A 20,916-nucleotide genomic window follows, 5' to 3' on the forward strand; every position below is an offset into this window, starting at 1 on the left:
ATTCACGCCCGCTGCCGCCGATGTGATCACTCGGGGTAGTGGTACTCGATCGCCTGCTCATCGAACGGAATGCCCTGCCGGCGCAGGCTGTCGACTACCTGCCGAGCGAATCGCCGCGCCGGACGGCGGCGGCGCTGACTACGCTGTGGCAGCCTGTGTGTTCCCCTGGGGCTCGGAGCTCAGCCAGGAAGTGATCGCGGGCGTCACAGCAGCGAGGGCCTTGGCAAGTGGCTCGCGATACGTATCGAAGGTCCAGATTATGTCTTTGAGCTTCTTCAGGTAGGTCATCGTATCCAAGCTGCTCTTTGCGAACTTCGCCAGGAACGCGGCGATGACATGCCCCGCCGCGGCGCCTGCGGTGACCGCAAGTTCGATCGTGTATCCGATCGCCGCGCCGAGCAGCGAGGCGATGATATCGCGTACGAGATCTCGGACGATGGCGATGCACTTCCCTACGAGCTCCATCAGTTTGCCGAGCGACGCCGCTGCGGCCGCGGCCGTGTCGATCGCGGTGAGAATATCTTCGGCATGCTTGCGGTAAGCATCGCCGGCACTACCGGACCAGGTGCCGATATCCTTCTCGATTGTGCTCAGCCACGTGTTCTTCACAGTGGACAGTTCATCCGAAATACTCTGCCACGACTTCGAATAACCTTCGACGATCGTCGGGTTGCCGGACAGCTCCTCGTAGGCCTGTTTGAGTGGCTCGATATGCTCCAGCATCCATTTTGCGACCTGGGTTCCGGCAAACGCGAACGGATCCTTGATCGCGTCGGCGACGCTTACGGAGAGCCCTACCGCGCCGAAGATCGCCTCCACATTGTCGCCGGCACGCAGGTTTCCGTAGATATCCCACGCATCGCCCGCGAAAGTCCCTTTCAGGACGCCCAAACCACCCGTCTTCTGGTCCCCTTCGAGCCCCACATTGGACAGCCAGGACACATCCTCTTGGAAGTAGGTGTTGCTGTAGTGGGAGTTCTGGTTGATCAGCGTATTCTCGGGCGGGGCGGCGTCATCGAAGCTACTCATCCGGATTCCCCGATCGTCGCCTGCAACCCCTGGAGCGTCGTCGCCAGTGATCCGTCGGCATCTTCGAAGGATGCTGCCGTCGACTTCAGCTTCTCCGGCACCTGCGTGGCGCGCTCGGCAACTGCGCGGATCACCTCGACGGTCGATCGATGGTTGTCATCGAAAAGCCAAGCCACTATCGGCCGCGGATAGGCACCAAAGCCATCGTCTGCCGACTCGAGATAGTTTGCCGCTTCGAGGCATTTGTCCAAGCCGCCAATGAGCGCCTCGACCTTCTGTGCATGATTTCGGACCTCATCGGGATCGACCGAGAGAGCGTCAGGGTTGGTGGTCATCAGTTACACCAGCCACGATTTCCGGCGGTAGTACTCGTCCTCTTCGTCGGGCTCGTCCGGAGTAACCACCCGATCGCGATCGTATTTGCGTGGCTGCGGCCGCTCCGCGGGCGGGGTCGCCGAACCCCACACCGGCGGAGCAGCAGGATGCTGAGGGGGAACCGGGGTGGCGGCCGGCGGCGGAAAGCGGTCGATCTGTGGTGGACCGAAGCCCTGCACAGGCACCGCAGTCTCCTCGGGCTCCGGGAAGCGCCGATCGAATCCGTCTACGAGCGCGGCTCCGGCCGGATCCTCGCCGACGATATCGTGAACCAGCCCGGCAACACTCGGCCGGAGTTTTCCTTGGGCCCGCCGCATACACGACAAGATCTCGGCCGACAGCGCGCGCGAATCCATATCCCGCACACCCGGTGCGAGGTCGATAGATGTTGGAATCCCGCTGCTGTCCACGGTGACGCTGACCCGACCCCCGGCTCCCGACTCGGTCGATGTAAGAGCAGTCATCCGCTCCTGCAACTCGGCGAACCGCTCACTTCTACGTTCCGCGTCCGCGGCCATCTGCGCAAACCCGGCTATTGCCTGGTCCAGGCCCATCTCGGCATCCATCGGTGTCTCCCCCTTAGATAACGTCCCCGGTCGCCCGATCCTTCCTCGAAGAAAGGCGGATACGAATCGTATCCATGGCGGCAGTACCGGTCAATTCTGTTGACTTCGGTTCACATTCGTGGCATCCGGATCGGCGAGAGGTCCGGCCACGGTCCTACCGTGGTCGCAAAAGTGCTCGATTGCGACGAATTGTGCCATCATCGATGGATGAGTTTGGGGGATGCCTTCGGGTTGACCAGTACGCCGGATTTCCTGCCGAGACACCATGGGACGGACGGGGATACGCGGTACCCGTCGCCCCGGGATCTACGCAGTACGTTTGCCGCGTTGGTCGACTTCGTCCTGCAGTTCGGCTCTTTCTTCGCAGCTCTCGCGGTACTGCTCATACTAGTGGCGAAGTTGGGATTCTCACCGGCCGTCGGCTCGACGGCGATGCTGATACCCGTTGTCGTCATCGTAGGTAACCGGATTCTGCTGCCGAAAACGGTGCATTCGAGCATCGGCGAGTTGATCTTCGGACTGGTGGAGATCCGCGGTAGCGACGGCGCATGGCCCGGTTGGCGTGATCTGCTGTCCGGACACGGGCAGGGTCGGGACGGTGTGCCCAATATCGTCGCCGTACGTCGCTGCGATGTCCGCCGCACCTGAGCCCGCGAAACCGTACGGCGCGCGCTAGGATCCCGGGCCCTCGGTGACCAGTGTCTGGGCAGCGGTGCGGATGACCTCGGGGATCTCGACCGGTTTGCGCGTGTGCTCGTCCACGTAGACATGGACGAAAGTGCCGGTGGCAGCGAGTTCCAGGTCCTGTCCGGCTTCGCGGAAGATCGCCAGGTCGTAGGTGATGCTGGAGCGGCCGAGGCGGGCGATTCGCAGGCCGACCTGCAGTTTGTCCGGGAAGCTGAGTGAGGCGTGGAACCGGCAGGACGTCTCCGCGACGATCCCGATCGCGGGGAGGTCGCGGATATCGGTGCCGGTCGCGTCGATCAGCCACGCATTGACCGCGGTATCGAAGTACGCGTAGTAGGTCACGTTGTTCACGTGCCCGTAGTGGTCGTTATCGGCCCATCGGGTGGGCACCGGCCAGAGCACCGGATACTGCGTCGTCACCCGGGCGACGATACCGGGTGGGTCGGCGGGCAGCGCCGCCGAGACGACGCTGCGGTCGAGGACATCGGCTCCCCGGGGCGACGGCCACAGTCCAACGCCTCCGATGACGTAGCTGTCGCCTGGTTGAGCCTTCCGGTGAAGGGCAGCCGGTTCTGTGAACGCTCCGGCCGAGGAACTGCGGCCGCTCGGCGCGGTCCTCGGTCCAACCGAGACCCGGCCGGGCGCGACGCCGGCGCCGCAGCCGGACCGCGGCCCCGGCCGCTACACCGGATACGAATCAACTGGCCGAGGAGACCGCGGTCGTGCCGCCGGCCCGGTGTTCCCGCGGGCTGATGCCGAAGTGCCGTTTGAACGCTGTGCTCAAGGCGAATGCGCTGCCGTACCCGACGCGGCGGGCGATGGCCTCGACCGTGTCCTCGGTGCCCTGCAGCAGGTCGGCGGCCAGGTCGAGACGCCATTCGGTGAGGAATGCCATGGGTGGTTCGCCGACCAGTTCGGTGAACCGGCGGGCCAGCGCGGCCCGCGATGCCCCGACTTCCTGGGCGAGGGCGGCCACGGTCCACGGGTGGGCGGGGTTGTGCTGGAGTAGCCGCAGGGCCTTCCCCACCAGTGGGTCGCTGTAGGCGTGGTACCACGGTGGGGCTTCGGTGCCGGAGAACCAGGTGCGCAGGGTCGAGATGAGCAGCAGGTCCAGTAGGCGGTCCAGCACTACGCCTTGGGCGGGTAGGTCCTTGACGGTTTCGTCGGTCAGCAGGTCGAGCAGCCGATCGTCGGAGCGGCCGCGCGGCAGCACCAGCATGGGCGGTAGTGCACGCAGCAGGCGGCGGCTCACCGCGCCCACGTATTCGTAGGATCCGGTGACGAACACCGTTTCCCCGTCCGGATCGTTACCCCATTGCCGTACCCCGAGACTCATCGTCTCGCAGAGCACTTCACCGTCCAGAGTCGTGGTGACCTGCCCCGGGTTGATCAGGATCTGCGGGTCGGTCGCGGGATCGTCGGCGACGGTATAGGGATGCGGCCCCCGGAACACCGCGACGTCCCCGGCCTCGACCCGGCGCTGCTCGCCGTCGGCGGTGAGCGCCCACGCCCACCCCCGGACCACGGCGACGAGGGTCAGCGGCGATTCGTCCTGGATCCGCAGCGACCACGGCGGGCTGAGCATCGACCGCAGCACGAACGCGCCCCGGGCCCGCGGGCCTTCCAGCAGCGCCGCCAATGCATCCACCTCGCCAACCCTAATCGGCCGGGCACCCCAGGGCTACGACCTCTCACCTGGGGCCCCGGACAGTTGCGCCAGAACCTCATCGACCCCTGGAGGTAGCGGTAGCCCGCGTCGGCAGGATGAGCGCACCCGTCACGGCCGCCCACGAGGAACCGGCCCGTCGACGAGCGTCGGACCCCGCACTGCGCGAAACCCCACCACCATCAGCGGACTCTTCCACCACACCGGCCTGATATGCCGCAACGCAACAAGGGAATTCGATACCGGAGCTCACTACAGGTACATTCCGCCCTCGGCATATTCTGTGCGCACCGCGATACTTTCGGCCCGGTCCCGGAGTGCGACGAGTTCGGCGAGCGTGGCTCCGGCAGCCGGAATATCGGCGGGGGTGTCGCCCAGCCAGGTCCGCGCCTCGGTGGCGGTCAGCTTGCCGATTTCCACCTGCGCCAGGCATCTCCCCGGGCGGGTCACAGCAGGGTGCAGCCGGGACAGGTCCTCGTTGGTGCTGATGGCGACCAGCACGTCACGACCCTGGCCGAGCATCCCGTCGGTGAGATTGAGCAACCTGGAAAGCCCCTGCCCCGAAGAGGATTTGGCTTCGGCGTGGATCAGCTCGTCGCAGTCCTCCAGGATCAGCAGCCGCCAGCGGTCGGATTCGTCGTCCTCGCCTTCGGCGCCCATCGCGGCCCGCATCAGGTAGCCGGGTTTGGCGAACAGCATCTCCGGGTCGAGTACACAGTCGGCCTGGCACCAGGATGACCAAGCCCGTGCGAGTGAGCGCAGGGCCGTGGTCTTGCCGGTGCCGGGCGGGCCGTGCAGGAGCAGCAACCGACCGCGGATATCGGCCGGTTGCATCGCCATCAACCGATCCAGCGCACCCGCGACGGGCCCGCTGTAGTTACCCCGGATCTCGGGCCACTCGGGGGTGGTGACGGCGAGGGCGCGCCGGGTCGCTCCGCGGTCGCCCTGATGCCAGAAGCCCATTTTCACCGCGGTCAGGTCGGTGGGGGCGGGCTGTTCCGCGTCGCGGGCCGATTCGGTGATGATGCGTTCGGCCAGCTCGTCGCTCACCGCGACCACTTCCAGCGTCGCCGATTTATCGGCCCACCGGTCGGCGCGCAGGGTCCAGCCCTCGCCGAGCACCAGGGTCGACTGCGCGTCGGCCTCGACTACCGACCGTGAGATCTGCGAACCCGTCGGACGCAGCAGGGCGTCAGGTCGCACCCGATCCAGCTGCTTCTTGCGGTAGTACGGCTGCACGCCCCGGCCGAACAGGCTCAGGGTCAGCATGTCCAGCAGATCTCGGGGCGTGGAGTACGAGTCGAGGACGGCCGACCAGGGCAGGGCTTCGGCGGGGTCGGCGGTGGTGGGATCGAATTCGATCAGGCGAAGTGGTTCGTTGCGTTCGGGCATCGCCGACCATGATCCGCCCGCGCTTACCACACCGTCCACACATTTTCCCTTGTCGACGGCACATCGTCGACGCTCACGGATTCAGGAGCCGAGGGCCAACTCGACCATCGGTACCGTATCGATCCCCCTGCCGGTGGCCTGCTCGATGATGCCGCTCAATTTCCGGTAGGCCTTCGGATGCCGGATCCGGTAGTCGGCCAGTACCACGGCCGTCTCCTGGGGCTCCAGCGGCCGGGCCACCGCGGTCACCCGGTAGCGGGTGCCGATGCTCACCCGGCAGTGCGGGCCGGCCAGCAGGTTCCGGTACCACTGCGAAGTCTCACCGAAGCCGGAGGCGATGATCACCGTGTCGGTGCCGGGACGGTCCACTGTTTCGAGCGCGACGTACCGCGCTTTCCCCGAGGTGCGGCCGATGTGTTCCAGCAGGAGCAGCCGGCCCCCGAAGAGAAAGCCGAGCCGGGCACGGAACGCCCAGATCGGGGCCCGTACGAACCAGCGAGTACGCAACAGTTTTACACCGAGATCCGCCATTCGTCGACGCTAACAGCAATGGCCCCGGCACACGCTCGGTGGTGAGACCGAACGCGCCCGGGGCCGCTGGAATTCGCGCGCTTACAGCGCTTTGAGTTCCTCGGTGACCGCACCCACCGATTTCTTCGCGTCACCGAAGAGCATGGCGGTGTGGTCGGCGTAGAAGAGCGGATTGTCGATACCGGCGAACCCGCTGTTCATCGAACGTTTCAGCACGATCACCGATTTCGCCTGATCGACATTGAGGACCGGCATACCGTAGATCGGGCTGGCCGAATCCTCGCGCGCGGCGGGGTTGGTGACATCGTTGGCGCCGATCACCAGGGCGACATCGGTGCGGCCGAATTCGCCGTTGATATCGTCCATTTCCTTCATGGCGTCGTAGGACACCTCGGCCTCGGCGAGCAGGACGTTCATATGCCCGGGCATCCGGCCGGCCACCGGGTGGATGGCATATTTGACCTCTACGCCCTTGGCTTCGAGCAGTCCCGCCATCTCCTTCACCGCGTGCTGTGCCTGGGCGACGGCCATACCGTAGCCGGGGACCACGATCACCTGGTTGGCGTAGGCCATCTGGATCGCGGCGTCGGCGGCGGAGGTCGCCTTGGCCTGCTTCTGCTCACCATCACCGGCGGCCGCGACCGCGCCGCCGCCACCGAATCCACCGGCGACGATGGCCGGGATGGAACGGTTCATGGCCTTGGCCATCAGATTGGTGAGGATGGTGCCGGACGCGCCGACGATCATGCCGGCCACGATCATGGCGGTGTTGTTCAGCGCGAGACCGGCCGCCGCGGCCGACAGCCCGGTGAGGGCATTCAGCAGCGAGATGACCACCGGCATATCGGCGCCGCCGATGGGCAGCACGACCATGAGGCCCAGCACACCCGCGGCCAGCAGCAGACCGACCATCCACCACTGCGTGACACCGCCATCGGACGCACCGAGACCGATCACCACCGCCGCGGCGACCGCGGCCACCAGCAGCAGCAGGTTCACCGGCTGCTGCAGTTTGCCCAGGCCGATCGGTTTACCGGGCAGGATCTCCTGCAGTTTGCCGAACGCGATGAGCGAACCCCAGAACGAAATGGAACCGATGATCGCGGCGAACAGCGAGCCGACGATGATGTGCACCGTCGGTTCCTCGCCGTGATGGAAGGTGGAGAACCCGGTGGTGTCGATGAATTCGGCCCACGCGATCAGCGCGACCGTACCGCCGCCGACACCGTTGAACGCCGCCACCAACTGCGGCATGGCGGTCATCTTGGTGCGCAGGGCGGGCGGCACACCCAGTGCCACACCGACCACCAGGCCCGCGACGATGAGTATCCAGTTGCTCGTATCGCGTACCGCGATGAGCGTCGCGATCACCGCGAGCGCCATACCGCCCGCGGCGATCCAGTTACCCCGGACCGCGGTCTTCGGGCCGGTCAGCCCCATCAAGCCGTAGATGAAGAGGGCGAAGGACAGGATGTAGAGGATATCGACCAGATTGTCCATGGATCACTGACCTGCCTTCTCGGCACCCGCGCCGGGCTTCTTACCTTTGAACATGCCCAGCATCCGGTCGGTCACCACGAAACCGCCGATCACGTTCAGGGTTCCGAACACCAGGGCCACGAACAGGATGATCTGCACCCCGATCGAGGGGTCCTCCATCCGGCCCAGGGTGACCAGCGCACCCAGCACGACGATGCCGTGGATGGCGTTGGTGCCCGACATCAGCGGGGTGTGCAGGGTATTGGGGACCTTGGAGATCACCGCGAAACCCACGAATCCGGAGAGCACCAGAATGGCGATATTCGCCAGTAGCTCGCTGTACATCATTCGGCTTTCGTTGTCGGTTCGGCGTCACGGGTGACGCAGGAATCGGCCAGCACCTGATCGGAGAAGTCCGGTTTCAGTTCGCCGTCGGTGAGCATCAGATCCAGCAGCGCCGAAATATTCTTCGAATACAGCTCGCTGGCGTGCTCGGGCATGGTCGCGGGCAGGTTCAGCGGCGAACAGATCGTCACCTCGTGCTTGACCACGGTTTCGCCGGGTTCGGTGAGTTCGCAGTTGCCGCCGGTTTCGCCGGCCAGATCCACGATCACGCTGCCGGGCTTCATACCCTCGACAGCGGCGGCGGTCACCAGGCGCGGCGCGGGCCGGCCCGGGACGAGCGCAGTCGTGATGACCACATCGAAACCCTTGATCGCGTCTTCGAGGGCCTGCTGCTGCTTGTCCTTCTCCTCGTCGGTGAGTTCCCGGGCATAGCCGCCCTCACCGGCGGCGTCGATACCGAGATCGAGCCACTGCGCACCGACCGACCGGACCTGATCGGCGACCTCGGGCCGCACATCGTAACCGGTGGTCCGCCCGCCGAGCCGCTTGGCCGTGGCCAGCGCCTGCAACCCCGCCACACCGACGCCGAGCACCAGCACGGTCGCGGGTTTCACGGTTCCCGCCGCGGTGGTCAGCATGGGGAAGAAACGGGTCGATTCCGAGGCCGCCAGCAGGACCGCCTTGTATCCGGCGACATTCGCCTGCGAGGACAGCGCGTCCATCACCTGGGCACGCGAGATGCGCGGGATCGCTTCGACGGCGAACGCCTGCACCTGCTTGTTCTTCAGCGCGTCGATCTGGTTGTCGGCATTGCGCGGCGCCAGGAATCCGATGAGAGTCTGGTTCGCGGCCAGTTTCGCGACCTCGGCATCGGTGGGCGGCGCGACCTTCACGACCACATCGGCCGACCAGGCATCGCCGATGGTGGCCCCGGCCTCGGTGTAGGCGGTATCGGGAATGAGCGCGCCCTGTCCGGCTCCGGCTTCGACCACGATCTCCACGCCCTGTTTCACCAGGGCCGGAATGATCTTCGGCACCAGGGCGACCCGCCGCTCGCCCGCGGCGGTTTCGCGAACGACACCGACACGCGCCCCGCGTGGCGACGAATCGCTCACGGTCTGCGTTGTCTCCACTTGTCTGTTTCCCTCTCCTACTGTTCCGGCCGCCGATTACGGCGCCGGGCGGGGTGTTCGTGAACACCCCGCCCGAAATCCTCGCCACCGTACATCGACGGAAGTGAGATTAGCTGAGATGCCCGTCACATCCGTACTGCGGGGCCCACTACCTTCGCATCGGTAAATGCTGTTCAGAACGGTCAACGAGGGAACCGTTCCGGCAGGTCTGAAAAGTTTGCTAATTCCACCCGGCCACCGGGCCCGGCCGGGCCGTACGCCGTAGAGTCGCCCTGTGAGCGAATGCGTTTTCTGCCGGATCGTGGCGGGTGCCGCGCCGGCCCACCGGGTCTACGAGGACGACACCGTCTGCGCGTTCCTCGATATCCGGCCGATCACCCGCGGGCACACCCTGGTGATCCCCAAGAGCCACGCCACCGACCTGTCCGAACTCGCCGCGGAAACCGGCGCCGAACTGTTCCGGGTCGGGCACCGGATCGCGCGCGCGGTACAGGGTCCGGCATTCGCCGCCGACGGCGCGAACCTACTGATCAACGACGGCAAGGCGGCATTCCAGACCGTCGGCCACGTGCACTTGCATGTCCTCCCCCGCAAACACGGTGACAAGTTCCGGTTCGCGTCCGGTCTGGTACTGCGCCGCTCGCACGAACCGGAGCGGGTCGCGGCCGCGCTCCGCGCCGGTTTGGCCGCCCTCGATACCGCGGCCACCGAAACCGATACCGATCCCGGCTGATCCGGAACTGCCGAACGCCCAGCCCCACGGAAGGCACCGCCCATGTCCGATCTCCCCGACCGCCCCGAACTCGTCCGGCTGCTGTCCGACCAGTTCGACGCCTTGGCCGACCTGGTCGGCGGCCTCGACGAGGACCGGTGGCGGATACCTTCACCCCTGCCCGGCTGGACGGTTTTCGATGTGATCGGCCATATCATCGGCACCGAATCGCTACTGCTCGGCGATAAGCCGCCGGCCCGTGCCGCGCAGGCACCCGATATCGACGTCAAGACATTGCCGCACGTCCGCAACGATATCGGGGCGTTGAACGAGATCTGGTTGCAGCGGTTACGGCCGCTGTCCGGTGCGGAACTGCTGCGGATGTACCACGAGGTGGCCGACCGGCGCCGGAAAGCGTTGTCCGCCATGGATGATCAGGCATGGCTGGCACCCTCGCAGTCTCCGGTCGGCGAGGTGCCCTATGCGCGGTTCATGCGGGTCCGGTTGTTCGACTGCTGGATGCACGAACTCGATATCGCCGACGCGCTGGGCGAACGCGTCGAGGAGGGCGGTGCGCGTGGCGAGGTGGCGTTCACGGAGTTCGCGCAGTCGCTGCCGCGGGTACTCGCGAAACGCGGTGGCGCACCGGTCGGTTCACTGATCGCCCTCCGGTTGACCGGACCTCTCACGCGGACACTGCATATCGAGGTCGGTGACCGGGCCGCCTACGTGACCGCTCCCGATCGGGAGGCCACGGTGACATTGGAACTGGATTCGGGTCTGCTGGTGCGGCTCGGCGGCGGGCGCGTCGACCCCGAAACCGCGCTGGGCCGCATCACTTTCCACGGCGACGCCGAACTGGGCCGACAACTGGCCCGGAACCTGGCATTCACCATCTGAAATGCGACTCTTCCTGGCCAGTTACCGGTTCGGCGAACACTACGACCGGTTCGCCGAACTCGCCGGCACCCCGGGGCCGATCGCCGTGATCGCCAACGCCTGCGATTCCTGGCCCGCTGCACGCACGGCGGCGGTGACCAGCGAACTGGTGCCGCTACGGAACCTGGGCTTCACCCCACAGGAGGTGGACCTGCGCGAATACATCGGCCGCCCGGACGAATTGCGCCGAACTCTGTCCCGGTTCCCGGTGCTGTGGGTGCGCGGCGGTAACACCTTCGTACTCCGCGCCCAATTCGCGCGCAGCGGCGCGGACACCGTGATCCCGGAATTACTCGCGGCGGATGCGTTCCTGTACGCGGGTTACAGCGCGGGCGCCTGCCTGCCGGGACCGCACCTGCGCGGGCTGGAAACCTCCGACGACCCGGGGGAAGTGGCGCCGACCTGCGGTATCGACCCGGTGTGGGAGGGGCTCGGATTGATCGACCGGCCGATCGTCCCGCACCTCGACTCCCCCACCGACCCCGACGGCACGGGCCGTGCCCTCGCCGCCCGCCTGCGCGCCGACGGCACCCCGCACTGGGCGCTCACCGATGCCGATGTCGTCGTGCGGAACGGTACCGAAATACAGTCCTACACAAGCTGATTCGATCGGACCTTTCGTCGGCACGCGTAACGTGGCTCCGCAGCAGCAGAACCCTGAACACCACAGATCGGTATGGGATGGGTGTGCACATGCCGATTCAGCCGCGGCGGAATACGACCCAGCGCATGGCCGAGTACATGTACACGGCTTCGCACGCACCCGCCAGCAGTCGCGAGAGGTGGTACTGCACACCCAGCGCCGCGAGACCCGCACCCACCCCCAGGATGAACGCCAGGTAGTTGATCACCACCACGACGGTGTAGACCAGCGCTTGCCGCCCGGCCGGTGCGTGGGACCGGAAATTCAGGATGCGATTGAGGTAGAAGGCCAGTGCGAAAGCGCAGATATAGCCGACCGTCACCGACAACCAGCCCGGGAGACCGAGCCCGCTGCGCATACCGGTCAGGATCAGCAGATCGACGCCGAAGGTGAAGCTGTTGATCAACGCGAAGCCGAGGAAGGTCGGCGCGACGATCCGGTCCAGACCCCAGGGCAGCCGCGCGACCACCGCCGCACACCACCGGGCGAACCGGCTCGCCCACGTCTCCGTTTTCGTCGCCGCCTCCTGCACGCGGCCAGCGTCGCAGGGGCAGGTGACGGAGAGGTGAGCACTCGGCAAACCACGAGCTCACGATCGTTCGGGTGCCCTCCGCCCCGACCATGACAGTTTGTCGTTTCGGCAAATTCGCTTGCCGGTATCGCCCCTGTTCTGGATAGTCGGTGCGGAGGAGGTGGTCGAGGTGACCGAACAACTGGCGAACGATTCGCTGGACAACGACTACGACGTGGTGGTGGCCGGCGGCGGCGCGGCCGGACTGAACGGAGCACTGATGCTGGCGCGCTCCCGGCGCACGGTAGCGGTGATCGATGCGGGCGAACCCCGAAATGCCCCCGCCGACGGAGTGCACGGACTGCTGGCCCGCGACGGGATGCCGCCCGCGGAACTGCTGGCGCGCGGCCGGGCAGAAGTACGCAGCTACGGCGGGCACGTGGTGCCCGGAGAAATCACCGGGGCCACCCGAACGGACGACGGATTCGCGATCGACCTGGCCGACGGGCGCAGCGTCCGGGCCCGGCGACTGCTGGTCACCACGGGACTCACCGACGAGCTCCCGGATATCGCCGGCCTGCGCGAACGCTGGGGTCGCGATGTGGTGCACTGCCCCTACTGCCACGGCTGGGAGGTCCGCGACCGCGCGATCGGCCTGCTGGCCACCGGCCCGATGGCGATGCACCAGGTGCAACTGTTCCGCCAGCTCAGCGACGATATCGTTTTCTTCACCCACGACGGTCCCGAGCCCACCGCCGAAGACGCCGAACGGCTGGCGGCACGCGGTATCCGCGTGGTGACCGGGAAGGTCACCGCCGTCGAGGCGGGCAGCGACGGGATCACCGGACTGCGGCTCGCCGATGGAACGGTCGTCGCCCGGGATGTGGTCGCCGTCGGAACGCGGATGGTCGCGAGGGCGGGTTTCCTGGACGATCTGGGTTTGCCCGCGATCGACCACCCGACCGGCGCCGGCCGCTACGTTCCGGCCGACCCGACCGGCCGCACCGAAGTACCCGGAGTTTGGGCGGCAGGCAATGTCACCGATATCTCCGCACAGGTCGGCGCGGCCGCCGCAGCGGGCGCGATGGCCGGAGCGCAGATAAATGCGGACCTCGTCGAAGAGGAGATCCGCAGGGCAGTTGCCGCCCGCGGTGCCGCGATCGACGAGCCCGCTGACGCCCGGCTCGCATAAGGAGGTTCCGGCCGCTGAATCCGGCCCCGTGAATCACGGCTCCCTTCACCTGAGCCCGTGAACCGGCCGCAGGCGTCCCCGCGCTACCCGAACGGCGTGGACCCCGATGGCGGCCGCCTTCCTGGATCCCGGCGGCGAAGACCCGAAGGTACGGCTGTGGGCCCTGCGATCCGGGCTCGGGCGCTACCGTTGGCAGCGTGGACCTGCGCGCATTGACCGACCGGCTGCCCGCCGGTGCCGTGATCACCGACCCCGATATCGTCGCCGGGTATCGGCAGGACCGGGCCCTGGACCCCGGCGCCGGAACACCGGCCGCCGTGGTCCGGGCGACCGGGACCGCCGATGTGCGCGAAACCCTGCGTTGGGCAGATGAGCACCGGGTTGCGGTGGTTCCGCGCGGTGCCGGTTCGGGACTTTCCGGCGGGGCGACCGCGCTCGACGGCGGGATCGTGCTGAGCACCGAGCGGATGCGCGATATCCGGATCGACCCGGTCACCCGGACCGCTGTGGTCCAGCCCGGGCTCCTCAACGCCGAGGTGAAGCGGGCGGCGGCGGAGCACGGCCTGTGGTACCCGCCGGACCCTTCTTCGTTCGAGATCTGTTCCATCGGCGGTAACGCCGCCACCAACGCGGGCGGACTGTGCTGTGTGAAATACGGCGTGACCACCGACTACATCCTCGGCATGGAAGTCGCGCTGGCCGACGGCACCGTGGTTCGGCTGGGCGGGCCGCGGTTGAAGGATTCGGCCGGACTGTCGCTGACCAAGATGTTCGTCGGCAGCGAGGGCACGCTCGGCGTGATCACCGAACTCACTCTGCGCCTGCTGCCCGCCCAACCCGCGCAATGCACCGTGGTCGCCTCGTTCGCAACACTCACCGCCGCCACCGAGGCCATCCTCGCCATCACCGGCGCCCTGCGGCCCGCCATGCTGGAATTCATGGATTCCGTCGCGATCAACGCGGTGGAGGACGAAATGCGGATGGGATTGGACCGCAATGCCGCGGCGCTGCTGGTCGCCCGGTCCGACGCCCCCGGCGAACACGCCGCCCAGGAGGCTCGGGTGATGCTGGAGGCCTGCCGGGCCGCGGGCGCGACCGAGGTTTTCGAAACCGCCGACGCCGAGGAGGGCGAGGCTTTCACCGCGGCCCGCCGCTTCGCGATCCCGGCGGTCGAGCGGATCGGCCGGCTGCTGCTCGAGGATGTCGGGGTGCCGCTACCCCGGCTCGGCGACCTGGTCACCGGTGTCGCCGAGATCGCCCGGCGCAACGACGTCATGGTCTCGGTGATCGCGCACGCCGGCGACGGCAATACCCACCCGCTGATCGTCCACGACCCCGCCGACCCCGACGAAACCGAACGCGCGCATCGCGCCTTCGGTGAGATCATGGACCTGGCCATCACCCTCGGCGGCACCATCACCGGTGAGCACGGAGTCGGGCGGTTGAAGAAGGACTGGCTACCCGATCAGCTCGGCCCCGATGTGATGGCGCTGACCCGCCGGATCAAGGACGCGCTCGACCCGCACGGCATCCTCAACCCGGGCGCTGTCCTCTGAGAAATGCTCGCGGATCGCACGGCCACAAGGCCGGCGCACGCGGCCGGATCGCCACTGTGTGGAACAAACCCGATACGGGCTGCCGTTCCAACAAACGTGAGCACCGAACTCCGACACAATGCGGCCGATACCCGTTTCGAGATCTATCTCGACGGCTCCCTGGCCGGCTATGCCGACTACGCGGAAACCGAGAGCCCGAGGGTCCGCAACTTCCATCACACGATCACCTTCCCGGAGTTCCGGGGGCACGGGGTGGCCGCGCAGGTGGTGAAGTACGCGCTCGACGAGAGCCGGGCGGCAGGCTGTTCGGTCACCGCCACCTGCTGGTACGTGGACGAATACATCGGCAAACATCCGGAGTACGCCGATCTCGTCCACCGCTGAGGCGGCACCGGCCGACAGATCCGCTCCGCCACAGCCGGCTGCGCGACGACAGCTGATCAGCTGGTCTCGGCCAGAATCCACTCCCCATACGCAGGGTTCACCCCGGTAACCGGCACCGCGACAACCTGCGGCACCTCATCCGGGTGCTCGGAATTGGCGCGCTCGATGATCGCCTCGACATGCGATGCCCGGGTGTGCAGCACCACCACGGCTTCGGACGCATCCTCCACCTCGCCCTCCCACCGATAGATGGACCTGACCTCGGGGTGGATGTTGCCGCACGCCGCCAACCGGTCGGTTACCAACCGCCGGGTGAACTCCGCCAGCCATTCTTCGTCGGGTCCGCTGATGGTGACGTCCACAAGATCGCTATCGCTCACGGCGTCCATGATCCACCAGCGCAGCGGGTCCCGCGCGGTGAGCCCACTCTGAACGGACGGCGTGCCGCCGACGCTACCGACCCGAGCTCGTCATCGGCGAAAACGGCCCGGCACCAGCGAGTTACAGCTCGCCGGGGCGTTGATGTACTGTGAGCCCACCTCATTCCGAGGGGCGGAGGACCAGGTCCTCACTCCGCGCCCAGGAAGGAGGTGGTGGGGATGGCGAAACATCGCCGGAAAAAGTGTGAGGCCCCGGTCGACTACGGTATCTGCTTCGGTATAGCTACCGTGATCGCCGGGGCGCTCGTACTGGTCCGCTGGTGGCGGGCCTGATAATAACCCACCAGGTGGGGCGCCGTAGCAGCGGCGTCCCACCGCCAGCATCACTGACGTGACTCCCCCAGAATACACGGCTCGCCGTGCATCCTCCCGTGATGCCACCCCCAGATTCTCGCGACACGATGGGGTAGCCCGAAGCCAGTCGTCCGAACTGCCCCGGCTGACACTGGTCAACCTCGGGTTGTGTACGGCCCCGCGACCGCCCGGCTGTCGGTGACCGCAAGATCGGTATCGACATCACTTTCGACAATCGCGCTGACCGATCGCGCTGCCGGTTCGTAGAGCCCGGACACATTGCTGTCCAGCCAATGCGCGACCCCGTGCGATCCGCCGCTCGTCACGCCCGCGATCTGGACGATAACGCGACCGTCCTCCTCGCGGCGGCCGAGGAAACCGATATCGGGTCCCGACTCGCCCTCCGCCGGGGCGGTGTACCGGAGCCCGGTGGCCTTGTCGACGAGACACCATTCGCCGTCGGTCTTTTCGAGGCTCAACGCCTCGTCGGCGGCGAGTAGTTCTTGCGCCACCGGAGCGGAGCCGGGGTCGCAGATCACCACCGTGTCCCCGGCCGGAACGTCCTCGGTGTCGGGGTCGATCTCGAATCGTGACGAGGCGAGAGACAGTCGCGCCAGGATCTTTTCGACGATTTGGCGGGCCGCTCGGTCGCTCGCGTCGACGGCAGTTTCGTCCGCCCCGGCGTCACGCCGGGGGATCCCGACCGTCACCGGCCCGACACCGAAGAAGGCACGCTCGGCCGGTGGCGCACCCGACTTGATCTGGCTGATCCGGCCTTTGGTGATACCGAGCAGTTCAGCTATCTCGGTGTAGTTCAGTCCTTTTCGGTGGGCCTCTTCGATGGCCTCTTTGCGCAGGCGCGCCAGTTCGGCGGCTCGCTGCTGGTAGAGCGTGATCAGTTCGGTCGCCCGCCGCCCGCGCTGTATCGGATCCGGCTCGGAACGGACTTGCTCGAACTCGCCTGTGCCACCCACGCCCTGAGTCTAGAGATACCGACTTGACCACATCAGCGGGTCGACGTACCATCTCGGTTTATCCCCCCTAAATGTTCTGCGGTCCACCCTGATCCACCGGTTTAGGAAGCATAAATCACGGCATGATCGCCCGTACACCGATTCGCGGTATGCGGGCCCGACGAACATACGAGGTCACCCGATGAACCATGATCGTCCCCGCTTGCCCATGAGAGCCCCGGCCAACCGCGCCATCGCAGCGACGCTGCGGCTGTGGCGCCTCGGTGAATGCACCGACCCGGCAATCCTGATCCGCGTAGCCGCCGGGTTACGCGCGCTACCCTGCCATCCGTAACGCACCTCGTCCGGCGACGCCGCGCAGGACAACCGATGAACCCGCCGGAACCGGTCTGCCACTGCGAGAACGAGCCCTGGATCAACCGCGGAATGCTCTGCACGACAGCCACTTCCGGCCGCTTCCGCTGCCCGGAAACGCGGCACTGCCTGCACGGCCTCACCATCGAAAACGGGCGGATAGCCGACCACTGGAGAAACGTTCCCGGCGAATGCCCATGGGTCGCCACGCTGGTCACCGACAGCCCCCGCTGCTCCTGCGGCCGCGGCCCGTGGATCAAACTCCGCCACCTACGCCTGTTCACCCGCAAGAACCTCACCGGCCCGGTGGTTTCCCTCTCCTGTCCAGGCCTGTGCCCCGGACCGCGGGTCGCCGTCCACGATCACCACATCTGCGATCATCCACGCGACAACCACACCCCCTGCCCGTGGTCGGGCACCCGGATCGCCCCCGTGGGCATCGCGCCACCGTTGTTCGTTTCCGATCCGCACTCCCGCTGAACCATCGAGTCCCCGTACGGACGGTGTGAGCGAGTACGGTTCACGAACGAGAGGCCCGCAAGTGAGTCGTAGGCCTCCAAGACGAAAGATACTCGAGGACATCGTGTTCAAGCTCTTCTCCACTGCCCTGCTGACCGCAACGGCGGCGGCCGCCTTGCAGGCCCTGCCCGCCGCGCCCGCCCATGCGATGTCCCCCGGCTGCGCCAAAGCCATCGAGTTGATCAATATCGCCGTCGATACGAGCGGCGGCACTATGGACGCCGCCACTTCGCAAGCATTGTCCGACAGGTTGCTGGGCGTGGCCGAACTGGCCGTCGGCGCAGAAAAGGACGCGATCGCCGGCTATGCCCGCGCCCTCGTCGACGACAGTGTCACCGACCTGACGCCCGCGACGGACCAACTCAACCGCGCCTGCGTCTGAACAACCGGCGGCCCGGAACAGATTCCCCGGGCCGCCGGCCGGCACATGATCCGGCGATCTACCCCTTGAGCAGGGCGCGGGACATGACGACCCGCTGGATCTGGTTGGTGCCCTCGTAGATCTGGGTGATCTTGGCGTCGCGCATCATCCGCTCCACCGGGAAATCGGTGGTGTAGCCGGCGCCGCCGAACAGCTGCACCGCGTTGGTGGTGACCTCCATCGCTACATCCGAGGCGAAGCATTTGGCGGCCGCCGAGATGAAGCCCAGGTTCTTCTCGCCGCGTTCGGCGCGGGCGGCGGAGGTGTAGACCATCAACCGCGCGGCCTCGATCTTCATGGCCATATCGGCGAGCATGAACTGGGTGTTCTGGAAGTCGGCGATCGCGGTGCCGAACTGCTTGCGGTCCTTGGTGTAGGCCAGGGCGGCGTCCAGGGCGCCCTGTGCCAGGCCGACGGCCTGCGCGCCGATGGTGGGGCGGGTGTGGTCGAGGGTCTGCAGGGCGGTTTTGAAACCGGTGCCCGGTTCACCGACGATGCGGTCGCCGGGAATCCGGCAGTTCTCGAAGTACAGTTCGGCGGTGGGAGAACCCTTGATACCGAGTTTGTGCTCGAGCGGGCCGACCACGAAACCTTCGTCGTCCTTGTGGACCAGGAACGCCGAGATACCGTTGGCGCCCTTGTCCGGGTCGGTCACGGCCATCACGGTGTACCAGGACGACTTGCCGCCGTTCGTGATCCAGCATTTGGACCCGTTGAGGATCCAATCGTCACCTTCCTGCCGGGCGCGAGTGCGCATACCGGCGGCATCCGAACCGGCTTCCCGCTCGGACAGGGCGTAGGAGGCCATCTCGCCGTTGACGATATCGGGCAGCACCTTCTGCTTGAGCTCCTCGGAACCGTTGAGGATCATGCCCATGGTGCCGAGTTTGTTCACGGCCGGGATCAGCGACGACGAACCACAGACCCGGGCGACTTCCTCGATGACGATGCAGGTCGCCACGGAATCGGCACCCTGGCCGCCGTAGGCCTCCGGGACGTGGACGGCGTTGAAACCCGCGGCATTGAGTGCCGTCAGCGCCTCTTCCGGGAAGCGCGCATGCTCGTCGACGTCCTTGGCGTACGGGGCGATCTCCTTCTCGCAGAGGCCGCGGATGGCAGACCGCAGCTCGTCGTGGAAATCCGCCAGCTTGAACAGATCGAAATCCGGGTTTCCCGCCATTGGGGTTCACTCCTGTTTGCCGGTGCGGTGCCACTCGTCGGCACTCGGTGTCATATCTTCCGCCACTATACCGCCTGCAAAACACTACTTGCCGGGCAAGCCATGGCACTCAGTGTCAATCGCTTGCCGTTTCCGCCAAACCACCGAGCCGCTGATGCAACAGTTCGGCCACATGCCGGGCCGGCAGATCGCGCCGGAACACCGCGAGTACCAGTTCCTCCTCGCCGGACCCGCGCCGGTCACCCCGCGGAATCGTCCTCAGCTCGGCCCGCAGATCCGCGGGTCCGGCGGCCGACTCCCCGCGGACCATCCGGCGCAGCAGATAGTTGTGGGTCGCGGTCACCGCGGCCGTGAACTGCACCCGCGCCAGATCCGGGGAATCGGGCAGCCGCTCCCGCAGATAGTCGGTGAACAACCGCTCGTAGCGGAACACCGTCACGATCTCGCGGTCACGCAGCGCCGGTACCCGGCGCACCACGTGGTAGCGGCGTTCGGCGATATCGCGCCAGCGGGTGAACCGCTCGAAAACCTGCACCACCGCCTCACACACCGCCTCCCACGGATCGCCCTGGGCCTGCTGCAGGAACTCATGCGCCGCGACCAGCTGAGCTTCGTGATCGGCGAAGATCACGTCCTCCTTGGACCGGAACTGGCGGAAGAAGGTACGCCGCGAGATACCGGCCGCCTCGGCGATCTCGTCGACCGAGGTCGCCTCGTAACCCTGGTCCGCGAACAGGCGTAACGCCTCGTCGACCACGCCGAGCCGGAAACGTACCAACTCGCCACCGCCGGACCGGCGCACGGTTTCCTCGTTTTCCATACGCCAACCGTATCGAGCGCCGCCGAGAGGACCGCGGAGTTGTCGGTCTGCGACCATCGAGCGTGCCCGGCGCGGGGCTGCATGTCATGCCCCGTACCGCTCGTGCTCGCCGCCCGACACCACGGCCGAACACTTCCCCGCGACGGGCCGTCGGCGAAGACGTCGTCGCTGCCGGCACCGGACATTGCGAGTCGGGCCGGGAATCGGAAGGGAAACCGGCCGATAGGGCCCCGCGGAAGCAGCCGCGCGGGTTGCGGCCCGGCTCTCGGCGTCAGCCCAGCAAACGCTTGCGCAGCGCTTCGTCTTTTTCCAGCACCATGGTCTCGAGGCCGGCCTGGAACTGTTCCATCCGTTCCCGCAGCGCGGGGTCTGCGGCGCCGAGAATGCGCGCGGCGAGCAGGCCCGCGTTCCGAGCACCGCCGATCGACACGGTGGCCACCGGAACCCCGGCCGGCATCTGGACGATCGACAGCAGCGAGTCCATACCGTCGAGGTACTTCAGCGGGACCGGCACGCCGATTACCGGCAGCGGAGTCGCCGACGCCACCATGCCGGGCAGATGAGCGGCACCGCCGGCACCCGCGATGAGGACCTTCAAGCCCCGGCCCACGGCGTCGCGCGCGTAGTCGAGCATGCGCTGCGGGGTGCGGTGCGCGGAGACCACGCCGACCTCGAACCGGATTCCGAACTCCGCCAGCGCCTCGGCGGCGGCCTCCATGGTGGGCCAGTCCGAATCGCTGCCCATGATCAGCCCGACCGCGGGAGAACCCGGAA

25 protein-coding genes are annotated in these 20,916 nt (G+C 66.8%); 9 read left to right on the top strand and 16 right to left on the bottom strand.

From position 1 onward, the window contains the following. Positions 1-138: 138 nt before the first annotated feature. The 3 genes from ACFWPH_RS23565 to ACFWPH_RS23575 are packed head-to-tail and all read right to left on the bottom strand — an operon-like array spanning position 139 to position 1,970. Positions 139-1,029 (bottom strand): hypothetical protein, encoded by an 891-nt coding sequence (locus tag ACFWPH_RS23565; protein WP_378754304.1) that lies wholly within the window; start codon positions 1,027-1,029, stop codon positions 139-141. Continuing rightward, positions 1,026-1,364 (bottom strand): type VII secretion target, encoded by a 339-nt coding sequence (locus tag ACFWPH_RS23570; RefSeq protein WP_378754305.1) that lies wholly within the window; start codon positions 1,362-1,364, stop codon positions 1,026-1,028. Before ACFWPH_RS23570 ends, ACFWPH_RS23565 begins: the two co-directional genes overlap by 4 nt. 3 nt (positions 1,365-1,367) lie before the next feature. After that, a complete protein-coding gene (locus tag ACFWPH_RS23575) occupies positions 1,368-1,970 on the bottom strand; it encodes a YbaB/EbfC family nucleoid-associated protein (protein ID WP_378754306.1) in 603 nt (200 codons plus the stop codon). Between the two features lie 207 nt (positions 1,971-2,177). Between ACFWPH_RS23575 and ACFWPH_RS23580 the strand changes: the two genes are divergently transcribed. Then, the gene (locus ACFWPH_RS23580; protein WP_378754307.1) at positions 2,178-2,618 is read left to right on the top strand and encodes a hypothetical protein; all 441 of its coding nucleotides are present in this window, start codon (positions 2,178-2,180) and stop codon (positions 2,616-2,618) included. Positions 2,619-2,642: 24 nt separating this feature from the next. On the opposite strand, the gene ACFWPH_RS23585 is transcribed toward ACFWPH_RS23580, so the two are convergent. The 7 genes from ACFWPH_RS23585 to ACFWPH_RS23615 form a co-directional block, all read right to left on the bottom strand. Continuing rightward, positions 2,643-3,077, bottom strand: a complete 435-nt coding sequence (locus ACFWPH_RS23585; protein WP_378754308.1) for an acyl-CoA thioesterase — start codon at positions 3,075-3,077, stop codon at positions 2,643-2,645. A gap of 277 nt (positions 3,078-3,354) precedes the next feature. Then, positions 3,355-4,305 (bottom strand): cupin domain-containing protein, encoded by a 951-nt coding sequence (locus tag ACFWPH_RS23590; RefSeq protein ID WP_378754309.1) that lies wholly within the window; start codon positions 4,303-4,305, stop codon positions 3,355-3,357. A gap of 270 nt (positions 4,306-4,575) precedes the next feature. Beyond that, complete coding sequence (locus tag ACFWPH_RS23595; protein WP_378754310.1) at positions 4,576-5,715, bottom strand: DUF5925 domain-containing protein; 1,140 nt, start codon at positions 5,713-5,715, stop codon at positions 4,576-4,578. Between the two features lie 81 nt (positions 5,716-5,796). Continuing rightward, positions 5,797-6,246, bottom strand: coding sequence for a nitroreductase family deazaflavin-dependent oxidoreductase (locus ACFWPH_RS23600; RefSeq protein WP_378754311.1), 450 nt, complete (start codon positions 6,244-6,246; stop codon positions 5,797-5,799). Between the two features lie 81 nt (positions 6,247-6,327). Then, positions 6,328-7,746, bottom strand: a complete 1,419-nt coding sequence (locus ACFWPH_RS23605) for an NAD(P)(+) transhydrogenase (Re/Si-specific) subunit beta (RefSeq protein ID WP_378754312.1) — start codon at positions 7,744-7,746, stop codon at positions 6,328-6,330. A 3-nt stretch (positions 7,747-7,749) separates the two neighbouring features. Beyond that, entirely contained in the window at positions 7,750-8,070 is a 321-nt protein-coding gene (locus tag ACFWPH_RS23610; protein WP_033244390.1) for an NAD(P) transhydrogenase subunit alpha, read from the bottom strand. Beyond that, positions 8,070-9,203 carry a Re/Si-specific NAD(P)(+) transhydrogenase subunit alpha gene (locus tag ACFWPH_RS23615; protein WP_378754313.1) on the bottom strand — a complete coding sequence of 378 codons (1,134 nt, stop codon included), beginning with the start codon at positions 9,201-9,203 and terminating at the stop codon, positions 8,070-8,072. The genes ACFWPH_RS23610 and ACFWPH_RS23615 overlap by 1 nt, the downstream gene beginning before the upstream one ends. A 274-nt stretch (positions 9,204-9,477) precedes the next feature. Between ACFWPH_RS23615 and ACFWPH_RS23620 the strand changes: the two genes are divergently transcribed. The 3 genes from ACFWPH_RS23620 to ACFWPH_RS23630 are packed head-to-tail and all read left to right on the top strand — an operon-like array spanning position 9,478 to position 11,458. Further along, positions 9,478-9,936, top strand: coding sequence for an HIT family protein (locus tag ACFWPH_RS23620; protein WP_378754314.1), 459 nt, complete (start codon positions 9,478-9,480; stop codon positions 9,934-9,936). A gap of 42 nt (positions 9,937-9,978) precedes the next feature. Continuing rightward, positions 9,979-10,815, top strand: coding sequence for a maleylpyruvate isomerase family mycothiol-dependent enzyme (locus ACFWPH_RS23625; RefSeq protein WP_378754315.1), 837 nt, complete (start codon positions 9,979-9,981; stop codon positions 10,813-10,815). Position 10,816: 1 nt separating this feature from the next. Further along, entirely contained in the window at positions 10,817-11,458 is a 642-nt protein-coding gene (locus tag ACFWPH_RS23630; protein ID WP_378754316.1) for a Type 1 glutamine amidotransferase-like domain-containing protein, read from the top strand. Between the two features lie 97 nt (positions 11,459-11,555). Here ACFWPH_RS23630 and ACFWPH_RS23635 read toward each other — a convergent pair whose 3' ends face one another. Beyond that, a complete protein-coding gene (locus ACFWPH_RS23635) occupies positions 11,556-12,029 on the bottom strand; it encodes a GtrA family protein (RefSeq protein ID WP_378754317.1) in 474 nt (157 codons plus the stop codon). A gap of 160 nt (positions 12,030-12,189) precedes the next feature. Between ACFWPH_RS23635 and ACFWPH_RS23640 the strand changes: the two genes are divergently transcribed. The 3 genes from ACFWPH_RS23640 (at position 12,190) to ACFWPH_RS23650 (ending at position 15,140) form a co-directional block, all read left to right on the top strand. Then, entirely contained in the window at positions 12,190-13,200 is a 1,011-nt protein-coding gene (locus ACFWPH_RS23640; protein WP_378754489.1) for an NAD(P)/FAD-dependent oxidoreductase, read from the top strand. Between the two features lie 197 nt (positions 13,201-13,397). Further along, positions 13,398-14,756: an FAD-binding oxidoreductase gene (locus tag ACFWPH_RS23645; RefSeq protein ID WP_378754318.1), complete on the top strand. Its 1,359-nt coding sequence runs from the start codon at positions 13,398-13,400 to the stop codon at positions 14,754-14,756. Between the two features lie 96 nt (positions 14,757-14,852). Then, complete coding sequence (locus ACFWPH_RS23650; RefSeq protein WP_378754319.1) at positions 14,853-15,140, top strand: GNAT family N-acetyltransferase; 288 nt, start codon at positions 14,853-14,855, stop codon at positions 15,138-15,140. Positions 15,141-15,196: 56 nt separating this feature from the next. Here ACFWPH_RS23650 and cutA read toward each other — a convergent pair whose 3' ends face one another. Together cutA and ACFWPH_RS23660 are read right to left on the bottom strand one after the other, a co-directional pair. Next, a complete protein-coding gene (cutA, locus tag ACFWPH_RS23655) occupies positions 15,197-15,520 on the bottom strand; it encodes a divalent-cation tolerance protein CutA (RefSeq protein ID WP_378754320.1) in 324 nt (107 codons plus the stop codon). Positions 15,521-16,029: 509 nt separating this feature from the next. After that, a complete protein-coding gene (locus ACFWPH_RS23660; RefSeq protein ID WP_378754321.1) occupies positions 16,030-16,848 on the bottom strand; it encodes a sigma factor-like helix-turn-helix DNA-binding protein in 819 nt (272 codons plus the stop codon). A gap of 369 nt (positions 16,849-17,217) precedes the next feature. Here ACFWPH_RS23660 and ACFWPH_RS23665 point away from each other — a divergent pair, with 369 nt between their 5' ends. Next, positions 17,218-17,682 (top strand): hypothetical protein, encoded by a 465-nt coding sequence (locus tag ACFWPH_RS23665; RefSeq protein WP_378754322.1) that lies wholly within the window; start codon positions 17,218-17,220, stop codon positions 17,680-17,682. A 103-nt stretch (positions 17,683-17,785) separates the two neighbouring features. After that, a complete protein-coding gene (locus tag ACFWPH_RS23670; protein WP_378754323.1) occupies positions 17,786-18,103 on the top strand; it encodes a hypothetical protein in 318 nt (105 codons plus the stop codon). A 58-nt stretch (positions 18,104-18,161) separates the two neighbouring features. On the opposite strand, the gene ACFWPH_RS23675 is transcribed toward ACFWPH_RS23670, so the two are convergent. The 3 genes from ACFWPH_RS23675 to purE form a co-directional block, all read right to left on the bottom strand. After that, complete coding sequence (locus ACFWPH_RS23675; protein WP_378754324.1) at positions 18,162-19,322, bottom strand: acyl-CoA dehydrogenase; 1,161 nt, start codon at positions 19,320-19,322, stop codon at positions 18,162-18,164. A gap of 115 nt (positions 19,323-19,437) precedes the next feature. After that, positions 19,438-20,142 (bottom strand): TetR family transcriptional regulator, encoded by a 705-nt coding sequence (locus tag ACFWPH_RS23680; protein ID WP_378754325.1) that lies wholly within the window; start codon positions 20,140-20,142, stop codon positions 19,438-19,440. Between the two features lie 271 nt (positions 20,143-20,413). After that, positions 20,414-20,887, bottom strand: a complete 474-nt coding sequence (purE, locus tag ACFWPH_RS23685) for a 5-(carboxyamino)imidazole ribonucleotide mutase (RefSeq protein WP_378754490.1) — start codon at positions 20,885-20,887, stop codon at positions 20,414-20,416. Positions 20,888-20,916: the final 29 nt, after the last annotated feature.

The sequence above is a fragment of the Nocardia sp. NPDC058499 genome (assembly GCF_042719915.1).
Lineage (GTDB): Bacteria > Actinomycetota > Actinomycetes > Mycobacteriales > Mycobacteriaceae > Nocardia.